This is a genomic window from Bacteroides sp. MSK.20.12 (genome assembly GCF_019052435.1).
Classification (GTDB): domain Bacteria; phylum Bacteroidota; class Bacteroidia; order Bacteroidales; family Bacteroidaceae; genus Bacteroides; species Bacteroides xylanisolvens.
In genome coordinates this window covers 281,293-302,496 of record NZ_JAHQVH010000001.1, presented here as the reverse complement: position 1 = coordinate 302,496, position 21,204 = coordinate 281,293, and the positions used below count along the sequence as shown (strand labels likewise).

The window sequence follows — 21,204 nt, the reverse complement described above, 5'->3', positions numbered from 1 at the left end:
GGTTTCTCTTGATTTATGAATATGCAAAAATAGAATTTTTATTGGAGATAAGCCACCCTAGTCGTACATAATCTCCAAAAAAACATAGATAAAAAATAATTGCTGAACATTATTCCCATTAATCAAAAATTATACATATATTTGGATGTTGGATACATAAACACAAAACTATAAAACTATTCGTTATGATTATGAGTACAGTAAGAAGAACGGTTTTATTGCTGTTCATTGCATGGGGAGGATATTTCTCTTTAAATGCGCAAAGTAATTTAGAGACTTCCTCTAAGGGAAAAGATGCCGAAGTTTTATTTAAAAGAAAAGATGCTGAAGTCAGTTTCCCAAAATGGTTGGAAAATCAATTACTCCACAGAGATATACCATTTAGTGCCAATCTCAATGAGGAGGACATCTTGTTCAGCAATCTAGTTTATGCCAATACTACTCCGCTTCAAATTGAAATTGTCACTGATTTTGCAGTAAGCCCAAAAGGTAAAATCAGTAACATAATTGTTGAAAAGCCCGCTAATGTAGCTTTCGCCAACGAAATACAACGATTGGTATCTAAGTCCGGTCCTTGGAAAGTGTCAAAAGAAAATAGAGCTAGAGCACACTCGAAGCAACAGTTTATCATTCCACTTAACCTGAAAGGTAAACCTGTTATGTTGGACAAAGCTCCTGAATGGGGAGAAATGAATCAAAGAGTATATTCCAAAAGATATAATCTGACAAGGTATCTACACCAAGTTGCCATGCATATTTATAGCCGGACTGCCAATCATGTGGAAAAACTGGAATTTCCGGATGCCGCAATATTTTCAATAATGGGAGTATTGCAATTAAACTTTAATATTGATAAAACCGGAAAGTTCTCCGACTTGAAATATGTGCATGATTTATCCGGGATTCAACTGGGATATTTCATAGAAGAGCAAACTTTTCCCGGACGTTTTTTTAGTACTGAAGTGAAATGGCAACCTGCGGTAATGAATGGTGAAGCTGTCGGAGTATCTGTTGAGGCTAAAATTGATTTCAATAAGAAAGAGATTTCGTGGGATTGTTATTTGAATAATTAACGCCCCAAAAATACTTCAATAAATGGCATAAGAGGGGGGAATAATCATTCAATAAGATATGCAAAATACTTATATACTAAATCATTAATTGACATCTCCTTTTGTTCAAAACGCATTTTGTCCAATGAAGAAATTCTTTCCTCTACAGTTTTTTGTTTCTTATATATAGAAGAAATATAGTCTTTTCCATCACGATTTATTAGTACAGAATCTGTAAAATCAGATATTTGAGTATCTGATTCTACATAATTTAATGTATATGACACATCCCTGACACGCCCCTGTATAGGCGAAAGAATTCCCTTTGCCACTAAATCCTTCACATCCCTAGTAGCTGTATCTAATGAAACTTCGGCCAACTTGCTCCAATTTTTTGCAGTAAGTTTTCCTTCATAGCCATTCAGATATATATTGAGGATCATTCGTTGTCTTTCAGTTATAATGCTCCCCGAATGAGTTTTCCAAAAAATCGCTTTATTCAATATGCCGCTTAACAAGCCATTGGATTCATCAATAGCCCGTTTAAGACAAGCCAGATACCATTCTAACCATTCTGTAATATCACCATTTCCACGTTGAGCCTGTTCCAGCATACGATAATAAGCCTTCTTTTCCTTATTAATCTGCATAGACATACTAAAGAATCGCAATTTACTGCGATCTGTCTGGGATAATACCATATCTGATATAGCTCTCGCAATACGACCATTCCCATCGTCAAACGGATGGATACATACAAACCAGAAATGAGCAATTGCAGACTTTAATAATGACGGAGCTATATTGGGGGCATTAAACCATAAAAGAAATTTATCCATTTCGTCATATACACGTTCCGGCCCGGGAGCACGATAATGTATTCTTTCCCGCCCAAATGTACCGGAAACAACCTCCATAGCTTCAGTACGATAACTTCCCACTAAAATATCAGAAAAGCCACTTTTACCTGTTGGGAAAAGTGCGGAATGCCATCCGAATAATCTATCATGTGTTAACGGAGTTTCGTAATTCATTATAGCATCAAGCATCATCTCGACCATTCCATCAATATAATGCGTCGGTTCTTTCACATCGGGTACAGCTACACCTAATTTTCGGGCAACGGAAGAACGTACCTCTGCTGTATTCAAAGTTACTCCTTCAATTTCTGAAGATGCAACAACATCATGCGTCACAGCTTCCACCGTAGCGATCATCTGACTATCAAATCCAATTGTACTTAACCTTCCAACAAGATATCCGATAGCCCTGTTTGTCAGGGCTATCGCATCTGACAATCTTTCAGCGTTCCATCTGAATGAACTCCAATTTTCTATTTCATGGATAAACATACCATCAGTTATTTCTGCAAAAATAACTATTAAATTGGAGTTATCTATAAAAATGCGGTTAAAAGAGGTATGATAAGCCGCAAATTTTGCGGTTAATTAATGAGATTAAACCGCATTTAATAAAAACAAGGCATATTCATCACGCTTGGTTTGAAGAATCATTCAAACCAAGTACGAAACTTCCTTATGTGGAGTACCCAATATTACTTTTTACTATCCGGCAACGGATTAATAGCCCCCCTTTGTGTACAAGTATATGCCGATACATCTACCGCTTTGCGGTGTGATTCAGCAACCGACGTCCCTCTAAGTATGTTCACAACAAAGGTAGCAGTAAACGAGTCGCCTGCACCTACAGTATCGGCCACCTCGACTTTAGGTGTGTTTATGGATGACACTTCCCCACTTACATCATATATGCCACTACGTACTGCCCCCTGTGTGAATATAACATATTTGAGCGAGAAACGAGCAATGAGTTCTGCGATAGCTTCCACAAAATCAGTCGAAAGGGAAAGAAGAGAAATCAATAACGGCAATTCGTCTTCATTCAATTTGAGCACATTTGCCTTTTGCAAGGATTCCACAATCAAGTCTGTCGAATAAAAACGTTGCCTGATATTAATATCAAACACCTTCAAAGAGGTATCCGGCACGGCATCTATGAGTCTCAAGATTGCAGCACGTGACTTTTCACTTCGTTGTGCCAAAGAGCCCCAACAAACAGCATCTGCATCGCTGACAAGTTTCATGGTCGCAGGACTACACTCGATAGCATCCCAAGCAACATTCTCAACAATCTCATATTGCGGTACACCGGCCTCATTCAACGACACAAGCACTTTACCTGTCGGCAAAATATTACGGGAAATATATCCTAAATCAAGTCCGGTCTCTTTAAGCACCGTAAATGTTTCATCACCGAGTTCGTCGCCACCTATTGCCGTAACGGGATATGATTCTGCTCCCAACTCCTTTGCAAAAAAACAGAAATTGATAGGCGCTCCGCCAAGTCTCTTACCTTCCGGGAAGCAATCCCAAACAACTTCTCCTATACCTATTATTTTCATGGTTTTATAGTTTAATAATTATTTTCATGGATGTTGCACTATTCTCGTCTATAAATTTATATGCCTTGTCATACTGCTCGAACGGAAAATGATTTGAAATAAGCGGTTCGAGACGGATAGCTCCCAAACTTACCTGATCGATAGCCGTAAGATAATCTTCATGGCGATACATCATCGTTCCGTTCACCTTCAGTTCGTGCTCTCCCAAATAGAACATATCAAGCGACGGATCCTTGCCAAATACCGCCACAACAACGATAGTACTCCCTTTTTCGATACACTCCATAAGCGAACGAATACTCGACTCAACCCCGGCAACCTCAAACGCAGCTTGAAAATCTTCATCCCCGAAAAGCCTCTTCGCTCCTTCTTTGAGCGGCGTCTTAGCTACATTGAGCGTATCTATTATGCCACATTTACGAGCGATTTCAAGTCTGAAATCACTTACATCGGTAATAAGAACCCGTTTGGCTCCTCTTGCCTTAGCGAACTGCGCCACGAGGTTACCGATCGTTCCGGCACCCGATACAACCACATTCTTACCTTTCAAGTCCCCGCCACGCATGGTTGCATGCGCAGCTACTGCCACCGGTTCTATCATAGCCCCATAATCAAGTGACATACCTTCAGGCAATACCGCAATCCTGTCATCATCAACCACAAAAAAGTCTTGCGCAGCTCCATTTGCCTGAAAGGCTTGCACTCTTAGCTCTTCACAAATATTATACTCTCCCCGCTGACAAGGCTTGCACTTCCCACACGCAAGTTGCGGACGTGCGGTGACAACGTCACCCGCCTTGCAGATCGTAACCGCCGTCCCCGTAGCGACTACCACTGCCGAATATTCATGCCCCTGAACTACCGGATAAAAAGTTGCCGGATGACATCCGTGATAAGAATGTATCTCACTTCCACAAATACCAATTCTCTTAATATTCAGAAGTACCTGATGTTCTTTCAGGTCCGACGCCTTAGGCGCCTCAACTTCACGAAATTCAATATGTTTTGGTTCTACTAATACCGCTTGTCTCATTTTATACCATATTTACTTAAAATTTCTATTACCGGAGTCTCTATTGACTTCGCCCAAAGTGCATATCCATAACTACTTGGATGAGTTCCGTCGACCGATGTCTCATGCGCATCGGAAGCATCAGGCGTAATCAGATAAACGTCTTTATATTTCGGGTTCGTGCGGATTTTTGCAAACAACTCCTCTACGGTTGCCGCCTTAGCCCGTTCTTTCGCATCAAGAACTGTATCGAATGAACGTCGTTCACGATAGATAGTACGCTGAAATATCAACGGAGTAGCCGGATGTGCCGCTATAAGCCGATCGATAAACGGCATCAGGCGCTCTCTTATCAGTTCTGCGTCAGGATTTGAAAAAGTATCGAATATAAAGGCATCAGCCTTGACTTCCGCAAGAACATCGAGCATGTAAGGCTGCATCAGGCAACGTCCGCTTGTTGCGAGCGACACGACTTGAAGACCAGTATTACGCATAAATTGCATGGGATAACTCATACCGGATCGATCCGTGCTCACTCCCTGCGTAAACGAAGAGCCATATACCGCTATCCTGTGACGAAAATCGGACTTCAACGGTTCGATAACAGCATCGTCATCTATCCCTATCTTACAAGAAATGACCTCCGAATACATCGGCATATACATCATACATTCGTGCATCGTACCATCCATATTCTCAATGAGCGTGAATGTCTCGGTTTTCTCGCCCTTATACGCTTTCAATGAACCGCTTGCCGCATACTGCCATTGACCGTCTGCATTTTTGATATAAAGATCATATCCTTTATAAGAGATCGGCATGGTTGAATGGCTCGAATATACATATCCCCACTTTGTCGTAATCTGTATATTACGCGTGTTCGTTTTAAACAACACAGCCATACCGGCAGAGCAACGGAGTTGTCGATTCTCCGTCCTGTTAAAACCTTTATAAACCAATGTATCGACTCTATGATACGGATTGGGAGTCGATTCAAACGGCTTACCTATCAGGTTAAGCGTTGACGCCTCCGTCTGTTTTTGTGCCGAAACCGACAATATGCACGAAAGCGACAGAACAACCGTTATGAAAAACTTCTTCATTGCCTTGTATTTTTTAGTTGTTTACTGTAATAAGACCTTCAACCCTTCCGCTACCTGCATAGCATAAAACTGCTCATACTTTTCCATAAACACAGGATATTTGTCCAGTCCCAATGACACAAAAGGTGATATTTTCAAGAACTCGGCCGGCGATCCTCCGGAAATCAACTTCCTGTCCGCCGGGGTGATGTGAGGTTCGGAGATAGCTATATTTTCACCGGACTCGGTGCGCGCACCTATCAGGTATTTGCAATAAACAGCTATCAGGAAAGCCTCTATCGAAATATCCTTCCCATCCTGCAACATCTGTTTGAGTATGGGTACCACATAAACCGCAAACTTAGCAATGCCATCGCCGCAAAGCCGTGATACCTGATCGCTGATCGCCTTGTTTGAAAATCGTTCGATAAGCTGGTCTTTATACGCTTCAAGGTCAACGCCTTCGGGAACCGGAACATAAGGAGTAACGTCCCTGTTCATAAACAGCTTTATCATTGCACGATACCTCTCGTCTGCCATTACAGCATCGACCTTCCTGAATCCTTCCATATAGGCAGGATAAGAAAGAAGAGTATGTGACGCATTGAGAAGACTTAATTTCATGATTTCATACGGGGTCACATCATGGGTGAATGTAACTCCTACCTTCTCCCATGCAGGACGGCCTGCAATGAAATTATCTTCAATCACCCATTGTATAAAGTCTTCACAACACACATCTGTAACCTTACCCGGTTTTGTTACGGGAGTGATTCGATCTACCATCGAATTCGGGAACGTCACTTTCTTTTTCGCCCACGCTGCCACCTCGGGATATTTCTCTTCGAAGTATGACATAAACGCACATTTGGCGGCATTGCCGTTCATCTGCATGTTGTCACACGAAAGAATCGTAATCGGCAAATCTTTCTCCATCCGACGTTTGAGTCCTTCGGCTACATACCAGAACACACTGCGCGACTTGTTAAAGTCAACCTTATATCCCCCTTCGGTAATGGTGAGAGAGATGATTTTTATCTCCTCCGATGCTATTTTAGCGATGATAGGCTCACTATCTATTTCCCCCCATGCCAGTTCTACAAGCGAACCAATCAGCATACTATCCTGTTCGCCGGAAGGGCTGCATGTCGTCAACTGATATATGCCGTCGTCTTTCTTGAGGGCGTTGAACAAGACCCCGTCCGTAGGCATAATCATGGCTCCGAATACCCCCCAGCATCTTTGTGAAGGATCTTCAAGTAATAGATTTGTGTAAGCTTCGAGATGTGCACGATGGAAGTTTCCAACGCCGAAATGTACTATTCCGGCCTTTATTTCAGCACGATTATAATTAAAAGTCTTCATACGATAATTTCAATGTTTCGGCAAGTGATTTTTCCACCTTGTCGCAATGTTCTATATAGAATTTATAAACCTCATTCCATTTGTAATAAGATGCTTCAACCGCTTCCAACGGCAACCGGAGGTCTTTTTCATTCAGCATAAACTTAACTAAAACGTCCGGATTGCCTTCTGATTGGTAAAAGATCATCTGAAGATTCGCACCCATCGGAATATCCCAGTACTTCCAACTCCGCAACGCTTCTTTGGAATTACTAGCCTCCCGCGCCCACGTTCCGGCTTGCAGATTTGTCAAGATGGCCATCAGAACGCCATCGTGTCCGAAGTTGAGATTGATACCATGACGCTTACGAACCAGATCTTCGGCAGATTCGTCTAACAAATGGCGTAACGTGCGGGATGCAAGTCCCCAACTACGCCCGTGAGATACCGGTTCAGGACCTTTCTGCGCAAAATACTTATAGTTCTCGATTTCTGCCCAAGTCAATATTTCCTCTTCTGTAAAGATATCCCATATAGGTACTTGGCGGTCGAGGCATTGCATCAGCGACGCCATTAACCAGAAACGATGGATCAGGTCGTACTTGTCATACTCACTTTCTACTTGCGTAACATCTATAAACAGTCTTGTAAAAAAAGCATCCACATCCAACTTTTCATCTATATATGAACGATATTTCTTATACCAACTGTTTTCTTTACCGAGTATATACTTATCAAGCGGACTCCTGTCGGGACATACGTTACCGTATGGATTCAGTGTGGCAAGGAACGAACGGGAGTTGTCTATCTCCGCCCATTCAAGCCCGGGACGCAGCGACAAAATGCCCGAATTTACAGATTGCATGGTGGCCGCCACCCGAAGCACATTCGTTGCGTTAGTCTTCAAATAGGGATGGCCTTCAAATACTTCCGGATAATTTTGTACCATCCTCCGGCCTATCTCCCTTGTCTGACGATAACCGATTTGCGTCAGATCGCCTTCTTTGTAAAACACATTCTTCTTGAACGGTTCAAGACGTTCGTACAAGGCTTTCCCAAAATCGGTAAGGTTGTTTGTGGCATGAGCTTTCTCCAATACGCCGTATATGGCAGGATAAGTCACCTCATCGTCTATCTGACGCGCTCCGTGACGAAAATAGCCGTTTATATAGAAAGGCGTATATCCTTTGGGTGCCGGCGTAACCGGATGTGAAAGATCGGTCACATAATACACGCCGCCCGCACGTTCCGGATCCCTGCGTATCTCGTCGAGAGGATTTTCGGCCACCGGCTTTTCTTTCGGAAGAGAGAGTTTGAATATGCAAGGAAGATCAGACGTCTTTTTCGCATTCGTATTGGTATTGACATACATAACCCCGTCTTTAACCACAATATCTTCCGGTTCGTAAATAACCTGTTCCTGCACATTGTACCGGGCAGTAATCGTCCGCCTATCCGTATCGTACACCCGGATGCAGGAAGGACGGCTGTCATCCTGTTTCCCAACTCCGAAGCAGAAATAGATTTTACCATCATGCATACAGCCCGCTTGCGTGAACCATACCTCATAGGGGAATACCACCTGATCGAGAATGTCATTCTCGTCGAGCCGCACCTTTGCGCCCTCACTCAACGACGGTATGCGGAATTTGGTGGCGACATACTGGTTTTCCCATGCATGCTTTGTCACCTTCGCCACAGTACGTTTACGCGCCGAAAATATCCATATAAATCCCCGTTCCCGATCGACCAGCCAGCTTGGCGCTCCAAAGATGGGGACATACCCTTTCTCCGCCCACTTCGAGCCATCGAGTTCAATTGTCTGTACGATTTCGCTGCTAAAACGTTTTCCACGACGGGTGATGCTCTCCACAAAACACAACCATTCCAACTCGCTTCCTACCTTCCCGTTTGTGATATACAAGAGAGGAAACGATGCTCCGCGTTTTGTCTCGACGCCAAAGCATACATTATTTACATGGTTGTCCGGATGGGAGGACGCCAACTCAAAGCCTGCCACAGGTTTCGGATCGGCACTTTTGAAATCATAGATATTCACGTGTCCTCCATCCTCGCACGAGAATATGTAATCATCCCATATTTCAAGTCCTTGCTGTGCCCGCCCCCGTCCTTCCTTTGCCAGGAAGACAGAGCACTCTACCTCTTTCTCCGGCTCTACATACAACTGGGCGATAAGGGGAATAGAGATCAGTAAGCACACGACAGACAAATATATCTTTTTCATAAGTATGCTCTATAAATTTAAAGTATGATTATGTTCTACGTTAATCGAACAGCTCTACGCCTAACGACTCAAGCCGTTTCTGCAACTCTCCTACATCGAGAGCCCGCGGAGTACAGTGCTGCGACGCACTCATGGCAGCAGCAATACCAACTGCCTCTCCCATCGCCATGCAAATACTCATGACACGATAGGAAGCGTGAGCTCTGTGAGTACCCGATATACACCGTCCCGCCACCAGAAGCCCTTCCAAGCCCAACGGGAGAAAACAACGATACGGCAAATCGTATGGTTTGCAATATTGGATGGTCGGTTCCGCCTGTCCGGCTCCGTCAGGATTATGTATATCGACAATGAACAATGCTTTATGTACCACCACATCGGCAAAACGGCAGCCTTCCGCCATCTCATCGGCATCGATCACATAGTCGCCCATCACCCTGCGGCTTTCGCGCACTCCGGTTGTTGTACCACTTCCGATCACTCTACAGTTTTCGTAACCCGGCAAATTTTCTTTCAAGAATTGAGTCAGGAGGCGTATCTGTTGCCTAAGTTCAAGATCGGCGGTGAAAATAGAGCTTACCGAAGTTATATCCACCCTATTGACTTGTGTCGTATTTACCTGACGGCAACCCGGTCTGACCGACGGATGCAAACGCACGGCAGCAAGCATCCGGGGAAGTTTGCCCTCATCGGCTTTCTTTTTACACCAATCAAGAAAACACTCGCCATTCAATTGAACATTGTCTACATCTCCAATGCAGATAATTCCTTTCGACTCGTCTACGCCATCAATGGTGTATTCAAGGGTTACAGGCTGCATGAGTCCGTCAGCACGTCCTTTTTCTATTTTTGCACCGGCAAGAAAAGATACTATGGCATCACCGGTACAATCAATTGTAACCGCGGCTTCAAAACAGAGCGTCCCCTCGTTACTTGCACACTTTATGCCTTTTACCACCTTTCCGTCACGAATAACATCCGACACGCAACATTGCAAAAAGACATCGACGTTCTTTTCCCTGGCGACAAATTCTGCCAATGTAAGTTTTGCCTCTTCGAAATCGTGAGCATTTCCATGTTCACCAATCCAGTCATTGTCTTCGACGCCAAGAATAGCACAAACCTCATCGCGCATCGTGTTCTTGCTTACACTACCGAGAATAGGGCCGACATACCCGGCGGTCAGGTTACCTCCGATGACTCCGTATCTTTCGATAAGAGCAACACGTGCTCCTTGCCGGGCGGCGGCTACAGCCGCACATATCCCGGCAGGACCTGCACCTGCTACTATTACATCATAATATTTTGTATTCATTATCTGCTTGTATATGGACCGGAAATAGTCTTAACAGTCATTGCCCCGTCAGAATCTGTGATTGTCACAACTCTGTATTTGTTTCCCCCATCGGTCACACGAACTACAATATGTCCATCATATCCCTTTACTCTCGCAGCCTCTTCCGCCGTAACCCGGTCGTCTACTCCGCTGGGGCGATCGCCTTGCCAGAAGTTAGTGATAAACATGTCACACGCAGGGAGTGTTGTCTCCATCGAATTCAGGATATCGGTACGGGGATGACAATCTACCCACGAATTGACAACAATCGTTTGTGGATTGAGTGCTTTCAGAGCATCTACCTGATTGGTGTTGGTTACACCGTGATGGTTAGCTTTCAATAGTTCCACCTGACCCACTGCTTTTGCACAGGGCAGTTCGGCATCTTTCCACGCATGACTCGAACGTCCGTTATACTGAAGGTCACCACCGGCAAAGAAATCAAAGTTGCCATACGAAACTTTCATCACACAACTGGTTATATTCTCCGGCGGACAATTGTCACTGGAGGTAATGTTCTTACTGTTTTCGTATGTAATCTCCGAGAGTTCAGGGAATGTCTTCTTTGTGGTAGTGCCCGAACCTGTCCAGATCTCTCCATTCACTGCCACGTTTTGCACCTTTGCAGTAGGATACTTTGCAGGATTATACTTCTGAACGATCTGATTATTCGCCCCTGCTTTGAATATCGCAGCATCGAACTTTTGATTGGCGACATGCCATTTCACTGCATTGATATAGTTGCTGCAACTTGGAGCATTGTCTGCCATTGTCGCCATATTGAACGGATAGTTATAATCGGGATAGCCACGATCAAGCAGCGTACCAATCTTGAAATTGTCGAAAATCTCGGCAAAACCTATCAACGAATAAGTGTCGGAGTTGGAAGATTTCGGCAAGGAAGAAGTATAACCGCCGAAGTGGTCATTATGGAAGTGGGTAAGTACAGCATAATCAATCGTACTGTTACCTGTCCATACCATACACTTACGAATGTAATCAGTTATAATCTGTGAACCACGGGTAGAAGTCAGAGTCGGATCCCAACGACTACGGATACCGGTGTTGGTCGTATTACTATTAGAGTTGGTCGTAACACTCGAACTTGCGGCATCGATAAGCATTTGCGTACCATCCGGGAATATTACAAACATGCTTTCACCGGTAGTCGTATTGATGAAATGAATATCCATCACACCCTCCTGCCAGGCAGGAATCGTTTTACCTACCTCTATTTCAGTGGCAGCATCTTCCCCACCTCCATCCGGACGAATCAAAAATGAGTGAGACTCATTGGAACTGCATCCTACAATCGCAAGAATGAACAGACTAAATATAAATATTAACCTTTGCATGCTATATGAAGATTTAAAAACATCTCTCCGCCTTCAATGCTGACGGCAAGACGAATATAATTACCAAAATTTGAATTTACCTTTATAATATGTTGGCCAAGTCCTTTGAAGATTACAGGCTCACTACCGTCGTCAGCCCAATGTATACCGTCTTGCGATAGTTGTACACGACCTTCGAATACGGGATCTCCTTCTATTTTCTCAACCATAACAAAGAATATAGCCTCATCTGCCCAACCAGCCTCGTAAGGATGAGTGAAGAAAGTGCCTTTAAAGAACTTCTTTACCTCAAGATGGGAATCATTAAACATTTTCATATATTACATTCCTCCTTTTATTCTTGTGAAACAACAACAGAATCTATATAAAAGAATACACGACGATTGGTATCAGTACCCACCCAGAAAAGAGGATTGATAAGATTGTCGATGCGTCCATATCCGTCAACGGTATCGGCTGCAATGCCACGCATATCCCAAATTTTGTCCTGACATTGGAACTCTACATATTCACGAAGCTCTGTGTCAAGTTTCAGACGCATGTATTGCCAATTGAGTTTACAGTCGGTCTCATTGTAAATGAGTTTCTGATGACCATCTTTCAAATCCTTGAATCCATCGTGGTCGCCATTAGGATAACGGCGGCCGAACCACCAGGGATCGACTCCCCTCTTACACCAGTCTCCGTCAAGTCCATAAGCCCAATCGCGGTCGGTTATGTCTTCATTGGAATGTTCATACTGCCACTTCTGCATTAATTTGCCATCTACTGCATTGAGATAGCGAATTCCTACATGGTAACGTTTTCCACCCTCCTGTACATCGAATCCCATACCAAAATCGCGGATGGAACTCTCATGCAAACCCGGTTGCGGACGGTCACCGCCATCCACCACATCCTGCTCCGCCGTGTATGTAAACCAACATTCTATCTGCAAATATTTGCAGCCCGGACGAGAGAACGAAAGCCGCTTAATGGCATGTCCCAGACAACCTTCCGCCGGAATCTCCGTATAAGGAGCGGCAACAGGTCTTGTCGAAAGTTTAAGAGAGTAAGTGCCGGACATAGCCCCGTGAGTGCCCAGATACCTGAAAGTAGCGGAACTAAGCATGACCGGTGGCCACTGGTCTTTATTGACCAATGTCTTGGGAACATCAAAATCGGGATATTCCGTAAAGTTAGGCATCAATGTCATCCAGCCGTTAAAGCCGGTGTTGAATACATCATAGCTCAACACCCTTTTCAATGGTTGATAGCGACTGCGCAATAAAATTTCTCCAATGCTCATAATATCATTTATTTAATAAAGTTAGTACCCTGGATTTTGAACAAGTTTTCCATTCATTATCAATACATCATCACTTGGCAATGGCCACAAATAAATCTTCTCATCATACTTACGTTCACCATGCTGGACGATATAGGTTCCGTCGGCCATCGCTTCAAAAGAAGGAAATCCGTCTTTGTCAAATGTCGGAGTCTCCGGCCAAAACCAGTTGCCTGCCGCAAAGTATTCCTTTGCCCTGTTGGCTGTACGGGTAAATCCGTACATATTGTGTCCGAAAGCATTCTCAAACTGATGCCAACGAAGCAAGTCGAAATAGCGCAGATTTTCCCATGCAAACTCCACACGACGCTCACGGCGGAGCACTTTGCGCAATGCCGTCTGATCGGTTGTCGTGATGGACGGATAGTCGTTGGTTTGTGTACGGGTGGTGCCATAAGCACGGGCACGGACATCGTTGATGCAAGCAATGACAGTAGCGTCAATCTCCCCCAGTTCAATCTTAGCTTCGGCATACATCAACAAGACATCGGCATAACGCATGAGAATAACAGGGTTGTCGTTATACAAAGTAGTACGCCATGATTCTTGCGCGCCTTTGCGCAGGCAACAACCATTGTAAGCACAGTTGGAAGCATCCGAACCGCCTTTGGAATCTTTATTTGTAATCATACGATTTTGCGTATAGTCCATTATTTCGAGTGCGTTTGGCGCAGGATTCCACTCAATACCATAGATACGGCTGCCGGGAGCAGCAAATGTTTCCAGGCAACGGGGATCACGGTTGGCAAATGGATCGTGAGGATCAAAGCCACTGCCCGGTTCATCAATCGTCTTGCCATTCGTCATTTCGTAGACAGCAAGAAGTTCCCACGAAGGTTGTGCGTTATGTGTACCGCCTGCCGAACGAGCAATAAAGGAACCGATAGCCTGTGTAGTAGGTTTACCGTTTTCATCCAACTCAAGGTCGCTTGAGTGAGCAACAGAGAAGATAACTTCTTTGCTTCCTCTTGTCTTGTCGCGGAAAAGTTCTCCATAATCAGGGGCCAAGTCATATACTTCCAGATCCATACAGTCTTGCGCAGCCTTTGCGGCAGTCCCGTAGTCGTGTTGATAGAGAGCGGTACGAGCCTTGTAAGCATAAGCCGTTCCTTTGTCCACACGGGTGGCGCCGCTATTATTATTTGCGACCGGCAAATTTTCTGCGGCATAGTCATAATCTTCATAAATCTGTTTCAGAACGACAGCTTTGTCGGTACGCCCCATCTCAAATGCTTCCTCCGGAGTAATCGAAGTCACGTAGAAAGGAACATCTCCCCAAAGAGTAATCAAACGTGAATAAGCAAACGCTCTGAAAAAACGGGCTTCGGCACGAAGCGTATTCAGTTCAGTGGTGGAATATTTGCCTTCAAGTTTGTCGAGTGCCTCCAAAATTCGGTTGGCACGACTAATGTTCTTATACGTGTAACTCCAAACAGTCTTGATGTTAGGATTACTTGTAGAAGACGCATTCAGTGAACCTGCCGCAATGGTATAAATGTTTGTTCGTTGCGCCCAGTCATCCGTATTACGGTCCAGCGTCCAACCTTCTTCTATAACAAAGAAGGTACTGCGATAAAAATCGTTCAACGAGATTCGAACTTCCTCCGGTGACGAGAACCAGTTTTCACTGGATGCGGCTGAAGGAGGATTCAGATCGAGGTTCACACAAGAAGTTACAGATAGAAGAGCTATCATGCAAATCAATACATGTATTTTTTTCATATTATGTAATTTTTTCATACTCCATTAGAATTTGATATCCACTCCAAACGTATAAGTGCGTGTGATATAGGTAGAAGCGCCTGCTTCAGGGTCCCATCCCGAAAGATAACTATCAAAGCAGTATGGATCATCGATATTGACGTACACCCGAAGTCCCTTGATTCCGACTTTAGAGACAATTTTTTTAGGAACTGTATAGCCAACGTTGATATTCTTTATACGCATATATGCACTACTCTTGAGCCAGTAATCCGACATTTTGTAGTTGTTGTATTCACCGCCCTGATGGCTCAAACGGGGATAGCTGGCTGCCGCGTTCTGCTCTGCAGTGTTATATACACTCCAATAATTACGGCTGCCATTGTCGTTCAGAAGGACTGACGGAGCCGGAAGCCATTGTCCCTGCATGGGGCGAATCATACTCTCGGTGAGGCGTGAAAGTTGTTTCCCGACACCATTGAAGAGTAGGGAGAAAGAGAGACCTTTCCAGCCCAAACTAATAGAACCTCCATATAGATAGTGTGGCAATGAGCTGCCAAGCACTACGCGGTCGTATGTCTCATTGATAATTCCGTCAGGAGTGCCGTCCGGACCGCTGACATCTACATATTTCACATCACCCGGTTTGGTAGAAGCCGAAAGCAGAGCGCTTTCACTGACTTCCTCTGCGGTCTGGAACAAACCTGCAGTCTTATATCCGTACCAGGAGTTATATTCTGCGCCTTCGGTAATAATGGTACCATCGCTGTTAAACTGCTGCTTGCCATTAAGATTATCTATTATAGACTTGTAATCAGAGATATTAAAACTTACCGCATAACTTACATCTCCGATACGGTCAGACCAGCCGAGTTTCACTTCCCAACCGCGGGTATGCATTTTACCTACGTTCCTGTCAGGTGCCGAATAACCTGTAAACGACGGGATTGCCACTGACAAGAGCATATCTGTTGTCTTCTTATAATAATAGTCTGCGCTAAAGTCAAGACGATTGTTAAAGAAAGCGGCATCCACACCTATATCCCAGCTCTGTGTTTTCTCCCAATGGATATTTTCATACGCATAATCTTGTTGCGCGGCGGACATGGAAGATTGGGGCGTAGAGCCTGCACTGTCATACATAATGGCATTATTGAACGATATGTATGTCTGGTAAGGATAATTTCCAATCCGCTCGTTACCGAGCGTACCGATAGAGGCACGGAACTTCAGATAGTTTATCGGGGTTATGTTTTGCATGAATTTCTCGTTAGAGATGACCCAACCCACCGATGCGGACGGGAAGAATCCCCAACGGTGATCCTTGTGAAAACGTGAAGATCCGTCTTCACGAGCATTGAGCTGGAGGTAGTAACGGCTGTCGTAATTATACATGACACGGCCAAAAAATGAACGGTATGCATTCTGATAAGAATTGCCGGCTACGGCAAGAGCATTCTTGTTCGCCAAATCAAGATAAGGGAAAGAAGACAAAGATATATCGTTGGTCGATCCCGACATCGTTTCATACGTATAACTATAATCTTCATAACCGACCATGGCATTGAAGTTATGTACCTTGCTAAAGGTCTTGTCGTATGTAGCGATGAATTGTTTCTCCAATGATTTGATGTTACGGCGTTCTTCACTTAACGAATTGGAAGTATATCCTGAAACATATCCCAGCATAACATCGGTTTCGTATGCATCGTAAACAGGTATGGCTTTCTTCATCTCCTTGATCGAAACAGTTCCGACGGTAGGAGTCAGATTGGCAGTAAGGGTCAAATCTTTTATGGGCTTATAGCTCAACGAGAATTTACCGGTCATTGTGTTGGATACAGTCTTCTTCTCTCCGCCTTCCAATAAGGCGGCAAGCGTATTGCTAAGACTGCCGTCTTTACCAGGACCTACACGGCCGTCCGGATAAAGTCCCAAATAAATGGAAGGATACATATAAGCTGCACGAATCGGACTACCGGAAGTCGGGTCATTTTTCGTGGCATAACGTACCGAGAAATCGATAGAACCGGAGAGCTTATCACTAATCTTCAGATTATTACGCGAACGGATAGAGATTCTTTCGTGGTTTGAACCTTTATAGATAGCGTCGGCATTTTCGTAGGTAGCGGAAGTGTGGCTCTTGATTACCTTGTTGCCATACGTCATGGTCAAGTTGTGCTTATGGCGCATAGCGGTATTCGAAAGAATAGCGTCTTTCCAATCATAGATAGGATATTGAATGGGATCATACCTGTTGTTGGTAGCATAGTTGTCGATGTAGTCCTGTGAATAGTTGGCAAACTCGCCTCCCGCAGGATTACCGGCATCGTTCCACGACCATTCATTGTACATTGTCATGTAGTGATAAGGGTCTGTCAGGAATTTCGGAAATTCGGTAGGAGAAGACAACGAAATCTCTCCGTTATAACCGATCGAAAGCTGTCCCTCGGTTGCCTCCTTAGTCGTTATCAAGATAACACCGGCAGCAGCACGGGCACCATAGATGGATGCAGAAGCTGCATCTTTAAGTACAGTAATCTGCTGTACGTCTTCGCTTGCTATATTGTCGAGGCTACTGACCATCATACCATCGACAAGGATAAGCGGACTCGAATCAGACATTGTTGTCACACCACGCACCTGAACCGTAGCACTCGCTCCCGGCATACTGCTCGAACGGGTAACCGTCAGTCCCGGAATCAGTCCTTGCAAAGATTGTGAAAGTTGAGACGTGCTCTGTTTCTCGATAAGCGAACTGTTGATTACACCGACCGCACCTGTAAGATCTTTCTTCTTTACAGATCCATAGCCGATAACAACCGTCTCTTCAAGTTGTACAGCATCCTCTTTAAGTTTTATATTTACTACACTTTTACCATCCCATACCACAGTCTCGGTCACATAACCAAGATAACGGAATTCTATTGTATGGCCTGATTCAGCGCCATTGAGCGCATACTTTCCCGACATATCGGAGGTAGTACCTTTTGCATTGTCTTTATCGTGGATCACCACTCCGACAAGAGGACCATTGGCATCGCTAACGACACCCTTCATTACATTCTGTGCAAAAGCCAGATTGATTTGCAGGAAACATGCCAATAACAGGCTTAATATACTTTTTTTCATACTCTTTATTCTACGATTTCAAGCAATACATGTTGGTTATACTCTTTGATTGCCGCACCTGTTTCAGGATTACTCGGATGTTGCGCTGAAAAACGTGTCTGGCCGCTTGCATGTGTCCAGTCGATATACTTTCCAGCGAATTTGGCGCCATTAAGACATAAACGACCTGCCTGTCCGAATCTTAACACAATCTCATCCATATCCTTAGTCGTGGTAAATACTCCTTCGGCAGGGATATATGCGCCATTGTTACTGCTATCGAGCAACATTCCCGCAAAGTTGTAGGTAATAGTCACCGAGTAATTGATAGGTGCACCCGACAGTGTCTCTGTCGCACTTTCCTGAAGAGTCGAAGTCGGAAGAGCCGGTTTCCATTCTTCTCCATCCTTGAATTCGATCATCCAGTAGTTGGAACACATCGTTCCTAATTTGGTCACAAAATAGAAGTGTATCTTGGTACCGGCAGGAATGGTCGTACCTTTCATATCCCCATAGACATACCAATAATCACCCGGAATAGCTCCTGATACATACGGGTCACCATTAGCACCCACGGCACGGCTGCATACGACTTTCTGCTCTACATAACCTGTCCGGTCACATGCCCAATACTCAATCTTACCACTTCCGGCACTCGGAGCAATATACTTGCCATTGGTTCCCGGGAATACCGATTGTGCCTCATCATCAGCAAATGTTCCACTTGTGTTGGCAGTTAAACTCTTCAAGTCCCAATCAGCCAAAATGCCCGAGAAAGCATCTTGTACAAGAGTATAGGTATAGTCTGTATCATCCTGGATGGTTACCGTTACTTTAATTGTCCGTTTGGCAAATGTCTTGTTCTCCGGGAAAGTAAGTTTAATATCACATTCGCCTACCCCATTTGCAGGAGAAACGGTCACATCCGCATCTGTACACACAGCCTTCCACTCCTTATCGCCAAAGACTTTGAACGAAGATTCTGTTGTAGTTGCGTCAATCGATTCGGTGATAGGACTGATACCTTTCGGAACAATCATCTTTTGGGTAATAACCAGCTTTAGAGGAGTTACATCATCGCCAATGAAACGAATGGCACCGACACGTGAACTAGTCGACGAATTTTCAGAGACTTTGATTGTAAATTTAGTAATCTCACCTTGTGTCTCATGCGAATCAACAACTGCCCAATGGCTATCGCTTCCATCGGTCTGACAATCGTTATTGACTCTGTAATAGACATTAGATGAAAGGTCAACAGTGAAAAGTCCACCTTCTGCTTCTACATCAAGTGTCTTTGTCGCGAGTGTCATATACGGATCATCCGAGTTATGACAAGATGCAAAAAGCACAAGCGACACACTTGCAAACAATAACATCTTTAGATTCATTTGATTAGTATTTAGGGTTATTAATAATTGACTAGCTAGACATTTTCAGACGTCTTGCATATATAATTCTGTATATCACATAAGCAAGTATCATGGCAATCATCAGTATGATACTTCCTATCACAATTCCTTTGACCGCAAGGGTCTTCGGATCGCCGGCAATAAGCAGACCAATCAGTAAGAGCGCAACGACACCAATGGTAATACAGAAGCAGTTAACAGCCAAATGTGAATAGATTAATACCGCTTTCTTCTCCTTTAATGTCGGTTCACGATCGGCTTCAGGATCAGTATATTCACAAATGGCTTGATAACCATTGTCTTCATACTTTTTACGTGCCGACCAAACTTCCATAATTGCAAGGATAAGTACAGGAAGTACACAACCGGCAACTGACTCTATAAGGCTTGGACTAATAACGGAGGCGGGAATTATGACGCGAGCCATAATACCAACGAGCCAGGTAAGAATCATTGCAGAAATAAGTTGGTTGCCTGTCAGCCGCTTCGAGAACAGTCCCCATATCGACGGAATATATAAAGGACACATCACCATAGTAAGAAGGGTTACTACCACCTTTTCGGCACCTCCGGCAAACGGGATGAGCATTGACAAAGCGATAATCACAAGTCCAAAGACAAATGTGAAGAGACGTCCTACCTTGATACGCTTTTTCTCATCTGCCTGACGGTTTTTCTCTTTGTGTCCCCAAATATCATAAGTATATACATTGGCATATACATTCAAAATGCCCGAAACATTACTCAATGTAGCCGATAGCATCGCTGCCAACATCATACCGACCATTCCTTTCATAAGCACGAGTTTGCTCATATTCACATAAGCGTGTTCGCCGTTGAAAGTCATTGTGGTTGCATCCAAATCAAGCGCAAGTCCGGGTTCCATCACACGATAAATCATGGTAGGAAGATACCAGATAAGAGGAGTGACGAGATAAAGAATTCCGATTAAATAAGTACTCTTTTTTGCGTCTCTTGTAGTAGGCACGCTTATGTATCGCTGTACAAACGGCCAGTCACCGCCAATCATAGACACATTGAGAAATATCCACAGTAAAAGCCACCCCCATGTATAGGTCGGAGATGTGCCCGAGAAGAATCCCGGTATCTCACTGGCCTTATCGATAAATGCACTTACGCCTCCTACCGCGTTAAATGAAAGAGGTATCATAAATACAACCACGGCCAGAAGTACTCCGAACTGAATTACATCAGTCATTAGTACCGCAAGAAATCCTCCGGCAATGGTGTATCCAAGAGCGATGGCACCAAGGATAAGAAGCGCCCACCAAATACTTAGATAACCCATCGGTGAATCGCCCATCATACCCGTACTTGCAAAAATACTGCCACCATCGACTTTGATTAATGCACACATCACAACCGCTACCGCATACAGAGACACTGCCGTATGTACCGCACGGGCTATAATTCCTGAAATCGTGTAAAAACTTACCGTGCGATGTCCGAACCGGATGGTAAGGAACTCCCCCGGCGATTTGATACGTAGCTCCCGCCATTTGCCCGAGATCCATTTACCGACAATAAACGATGCTACGCCAAGACAAAGTGCAACAACTACCGCAACAAGTCCCGATTTATAAGCAACGCCTCCCCAAACGACAAAGGTACTTGCCGAGAAGATAGTCATGTAGGAAGAGACTCCCGACAGCCACCACGAAGAATTTCGCCCGGCAATAAACATATCTTCGGAGTTTTTAATTTTCCGGGACATCACAACACTCACGGCAATCAGTCCGAGAAAGTAGAGTAAAATAATAATATAATCTAACTGTTCCATATTC

At 44.2% G+C, this 21,204-nt stretch carries 15 protein-coding genes; 1 reads left to right on the top strand and 14 read right to left on the bottom strand.

The window, feature by feature from the left end:
• The first annotated feature begins 185 nt into the window (after nt 1-185).
• Complete coding sequence (locus KTR06_RS01120) at nt 186-1,073, top strand: hypothetical protein (protein ID WP_120067505.1); 888 nt, start codon at nt 186-188, stop codon at nt 1,071-1,073.
• Nucleotides 1,074-1,117: 44 nt separating this feature from the next.
• Here the strand turns inward: KTR06_RS01120 and KTR06_RS01115 are convergent, their stop codons facing one another.
• The 14 genes from KTR06_RS01115 to KTR06_RS01050 form a co-directional block, all read right to left on the bottom strand.
• Nucleotides 1,118-2,404 carry a Fic family protein gene (locus tag KTR06_RS01115; RefSeq protein ID WP_120067506.1) on the bottom strand — a complete coding sequence of 429 codons (1,287 nt, stop codon included), beginning with the start codon at nt 2,402-2,404 and terminating at the stop codon, nt 1,118-1,120.
• Nucleotides 2,405-2,607: 203 nt separating this feature from the next.
• Entirely contained in the window at nt 2,608-3,474 is an 867-nt protein-coding gene (locus tag KTR06_RS01110) for a carbohydrate kinase (RefSeq protein ID WP_117808938.1), read from the bottom strand.
• 4 nt (nt 3,475-3,478) lie between these two features.
• Nucleotides 3,479-4,507 carry a zinc-binding dehydrogenase gene (locus KTR06_RS01105; protein WP_117684244.1) on the bottom strand — a complete coding sequence of 343 codons (1,029 nt, stop codon included), beginning with the start codon at nt 4,505-4,507 and terminating at the stop codon, nt 3,479-3,481.
• The gene (locus KTR06_RS01100; RefSeq protein WP_217289867.1) at nt 4,504-5,589 is read right to left on the bottom strand and encodes an SGNH/GDSL hydrolase family protein; all 1,086 of its coding nucleotides are present in this window, start codon (nt 5,587-5,589) and stop codon (nt 4,504-4,506) included. The genes KTR06_RS01105 and KTR06_RS01100 overlap by 4 nt, the downstream gene beginning before the upstream one ends.
• Before the next feature lie 21 nt (nt 5,590-5,610).
• Nucleotides 5,611-6,933 carry a mannitol dehydrogenase family protein gene (locus KTR06_RS01095; protein WP_217289866.1) on the bottom strand — a complete coding sequence of 441 codons (1,323 nt, stop codon included), beginning with the start codon at nt 6,931-6,933 and terminating at the stop codon, nt 5,611-5,613.
• Nucleotides 6,920-9,157 (bottom strand): histidine phosphatase family protein, encoded by a 2,238-nt coding sequence (locus KTR06_RS01090; RefSeq protein WP_217289865.1) that lies wholly within the window; start codon nt 9,155-9,157, stop codon nt 6,920-6,922. The genes KTR06_RS01095 and KTR06_RS01090 overlap by 14 nt, the downstream gene beginning before the upstream one ends.
• A gap of 40 nt (nt 9,158-9,197) precedes the next feature.
• Nucleotides 9,198-10,472 (bottom strand): FAD-dependent oxidoreductase, encoded by a 1,275-nt coding sequence (locus tag KTR06_RS01085; RefSeq protein ID WP_118419015.1) that lies wholly within the window; start codon nt 10,470-10,472, stop codon nt 9,198-9,200.
• Nucleotides 10,472-11,848: a ComEC/Rec2 family competence protein gene (locus tag KTR06_RS01080; RefSeq protein ID WP_032855797.1), complete on the bottom strand. Its 1,377-nt coding sequence runs from the start codon at nt 11,846-11,848 to the stop codon at nt 10,472-10,474. The genes KTR06_RS01085 and KTR06_RS01080 overlap by 1 nt, the downstream gene beginning before the upstream one ends.
• Nucleotides 11,836-12,165: a hypothetical protein gene (locus KTR06_RS01075; protein WP_004304776.1), complete on the bottom strand. Its 330-nt coding sequence runs from the start codon at nt 12,163-12,165 to the stop codon at nt 11,836-11,838. Before KTR06_RS01075 ends, KTR06_RS01080 begins: the two co-directional genes overlap by 13 nt.
• A 17-nt stretch (nt 12,166-12,182) precedes the next feature.
• Nucleotides 12,183-13,136: a DUF6772 family protein gene (locus KTR06_RS01070; RefSeq protein ID WP_217289864.1), complete on the bottom strand. Its 954-nt coding sequence runs from the start codon at nt 13,134-13,136 to the stop codon at nt 12,183-12,185.
• A gap of 21 nt (nt 13,137-13,157) precedes the next feature.
• Nucleotides 13,158-14,897, bottom strand: a complete 1,740-nt coding sequence (locus KTR06_RS01065; protein ID WP_217289863.1) for a RagB/SusD family nutrient uptake outer membrane protein — start codon at nt 14,895-14,897, stop codon at nt 13,158-13,160.
• 24 nt (nt 14,898-14,921) lie between these two features.
• The gene (locus KTR06_RS01060) at nt 14,922-18,008 is read right to left on the bottom strand and encodes a TonB-dependent receptor (RefSeq protein WP_134993231.1); all 3,087 of its coding nucleotides are present in this window, start codon (nt 18,006-18,008) and stop codon (nt 14,922-14,924) included.
• Nucleotides 18,009-18,013: 5 nt separating this feature from the next.
• Nucleotides 18,014-19,378: a BACON domain-containing protein gene (locus KTR06_RS01055; RefSeq protein ID WP_134993232.1), complete on the bottom strand. Its 1,365-nt coding sequence runs from the start codon at nt 19,376-19,378 to the stop codon at nt 18,014-18,016.
• A gap of 31 nt (nt 19,379-19,409) precedes the next feature.
• Nucleotides 19,410-21,200 carry a sodium:solute symporter family protein gene (locus tag KTR06_RS01050; protein WP_015532506.1) on the bottom strand — a complete coding sequence of 597 codons (1,791 nt, stop codon included), beginning with the start codon at nt 21,198-21,200 and terminating at the stop codon, nt 19,410-19,412.
• Between the last annotated feature and the right edge of the window lie 4 nt (nt 21,201-21,204).

Bases quoted from the DNA above. Each gene is read 5' to 3' on its own strand.
- KTR06_RS01085 (WP_118419015.1), bottom strand. From the start codon at position 10,472: ATGAATACAAAATATTATGATGTAATAGTAGCAGGTGCAGGTCCTGCC.
- KTR06_RS01070 (WP_217289864.1), bottom strand. From the start codon at position 13,136: ATGAGCATTGGAGAAATTTTATTGCGCAGTCGCTATCAACCATTGAAA.
- KTR06_RS01110 (WP_117808938.1), bottom strand. From the start codon at position 3,474: ATGAAAATAATAGGTATAGGAGAAGTTGTTTGGGATTGCTTCCCGGAA.
- KTR06_RS01075 (WP_004304776.1), bottom strand. From the start codon at position 12,165: ATGAAAATGTTTAATGATTCCCATCTTGAGGTAAAGAAGTTCTTTAAA.
- KTR06_RS01115 (WP_120067506.1), bottom strand. From the start codon at position 2,404: ATGTTTATCCATGAAATAGAAAATTGGAGTTCATTCAGATGGAACGCT.
- KTR06_RS01105 (WP_117684244.1), bottom strand. From the start codon at position 4,507: ATGAGACAAGCGGTATTAGTAGAACCAAAACATATTGAATTTCGTGAA.
- KTR06_RS01090 (WP_217289865.1), bottom strand. From the start codon at position 9,157: ATGAAAAAGATATATTTGTCTGTCGTGTGCTTACTGATCTCTATTCCC.
- KTR06_RS01065 (WP_217289863.1), bottom strand. From the start codon at position 14,897: ATGAAAAAAATACATGTATTGATTTGCATGATAGCTCTTCTATCTGTA.
- KTR06_RS01050 (WP_015532506.1), bottom strand. From the start codon at position 21,200: ATGGAACAGTTAGATTATATTATTATTTTACTCTACTTTCTCGGACTG.
- KTR06_RS01120 (WP_120067505.1), top strand. From the start codon at position 186: ATGATTATGAGTACAGTAAGAAGAACGGTTTTATTGCTGTTCATTGCA.
- KTR06_RS01100 (WP_217289867.1), bottom strand. From the start codon at position 5,589: ATGAAGAAGTTTTTCATAACGGTTGTTCTGTCGCTTTCGTGCATATTG.
- KTR06_RS01055 (WP_134993232.1), bottom strand. From the start codon at position 19,378: ATGAATCTAAAGATGTTATTGTTTGCAAGTGTGTCGCTTGTGCTTTTT.
- KTR06_RS01060 (WP_134993231.1), bottom strand. From the start codon at position 18,008: ATGAAAAAAAGTATATTAAGCCTGTTATTGGCATGTTTCCTGCAAATC.
- KTR06_RS01095 (WP_217289866.1), bottom strand. From the start codon at position 6,933: ATGAAGACTTTTAATTATAATCGTGCTGAAATAAAGGCCGGAATAGTA.
- KTR06_RS01080 (WP_032855797.1), bottom strand. From the start codon at position 11,848: ATGCAAAGGTTAATATTTATATTTAGTCTGTTCATTCTTGCGATTGTA.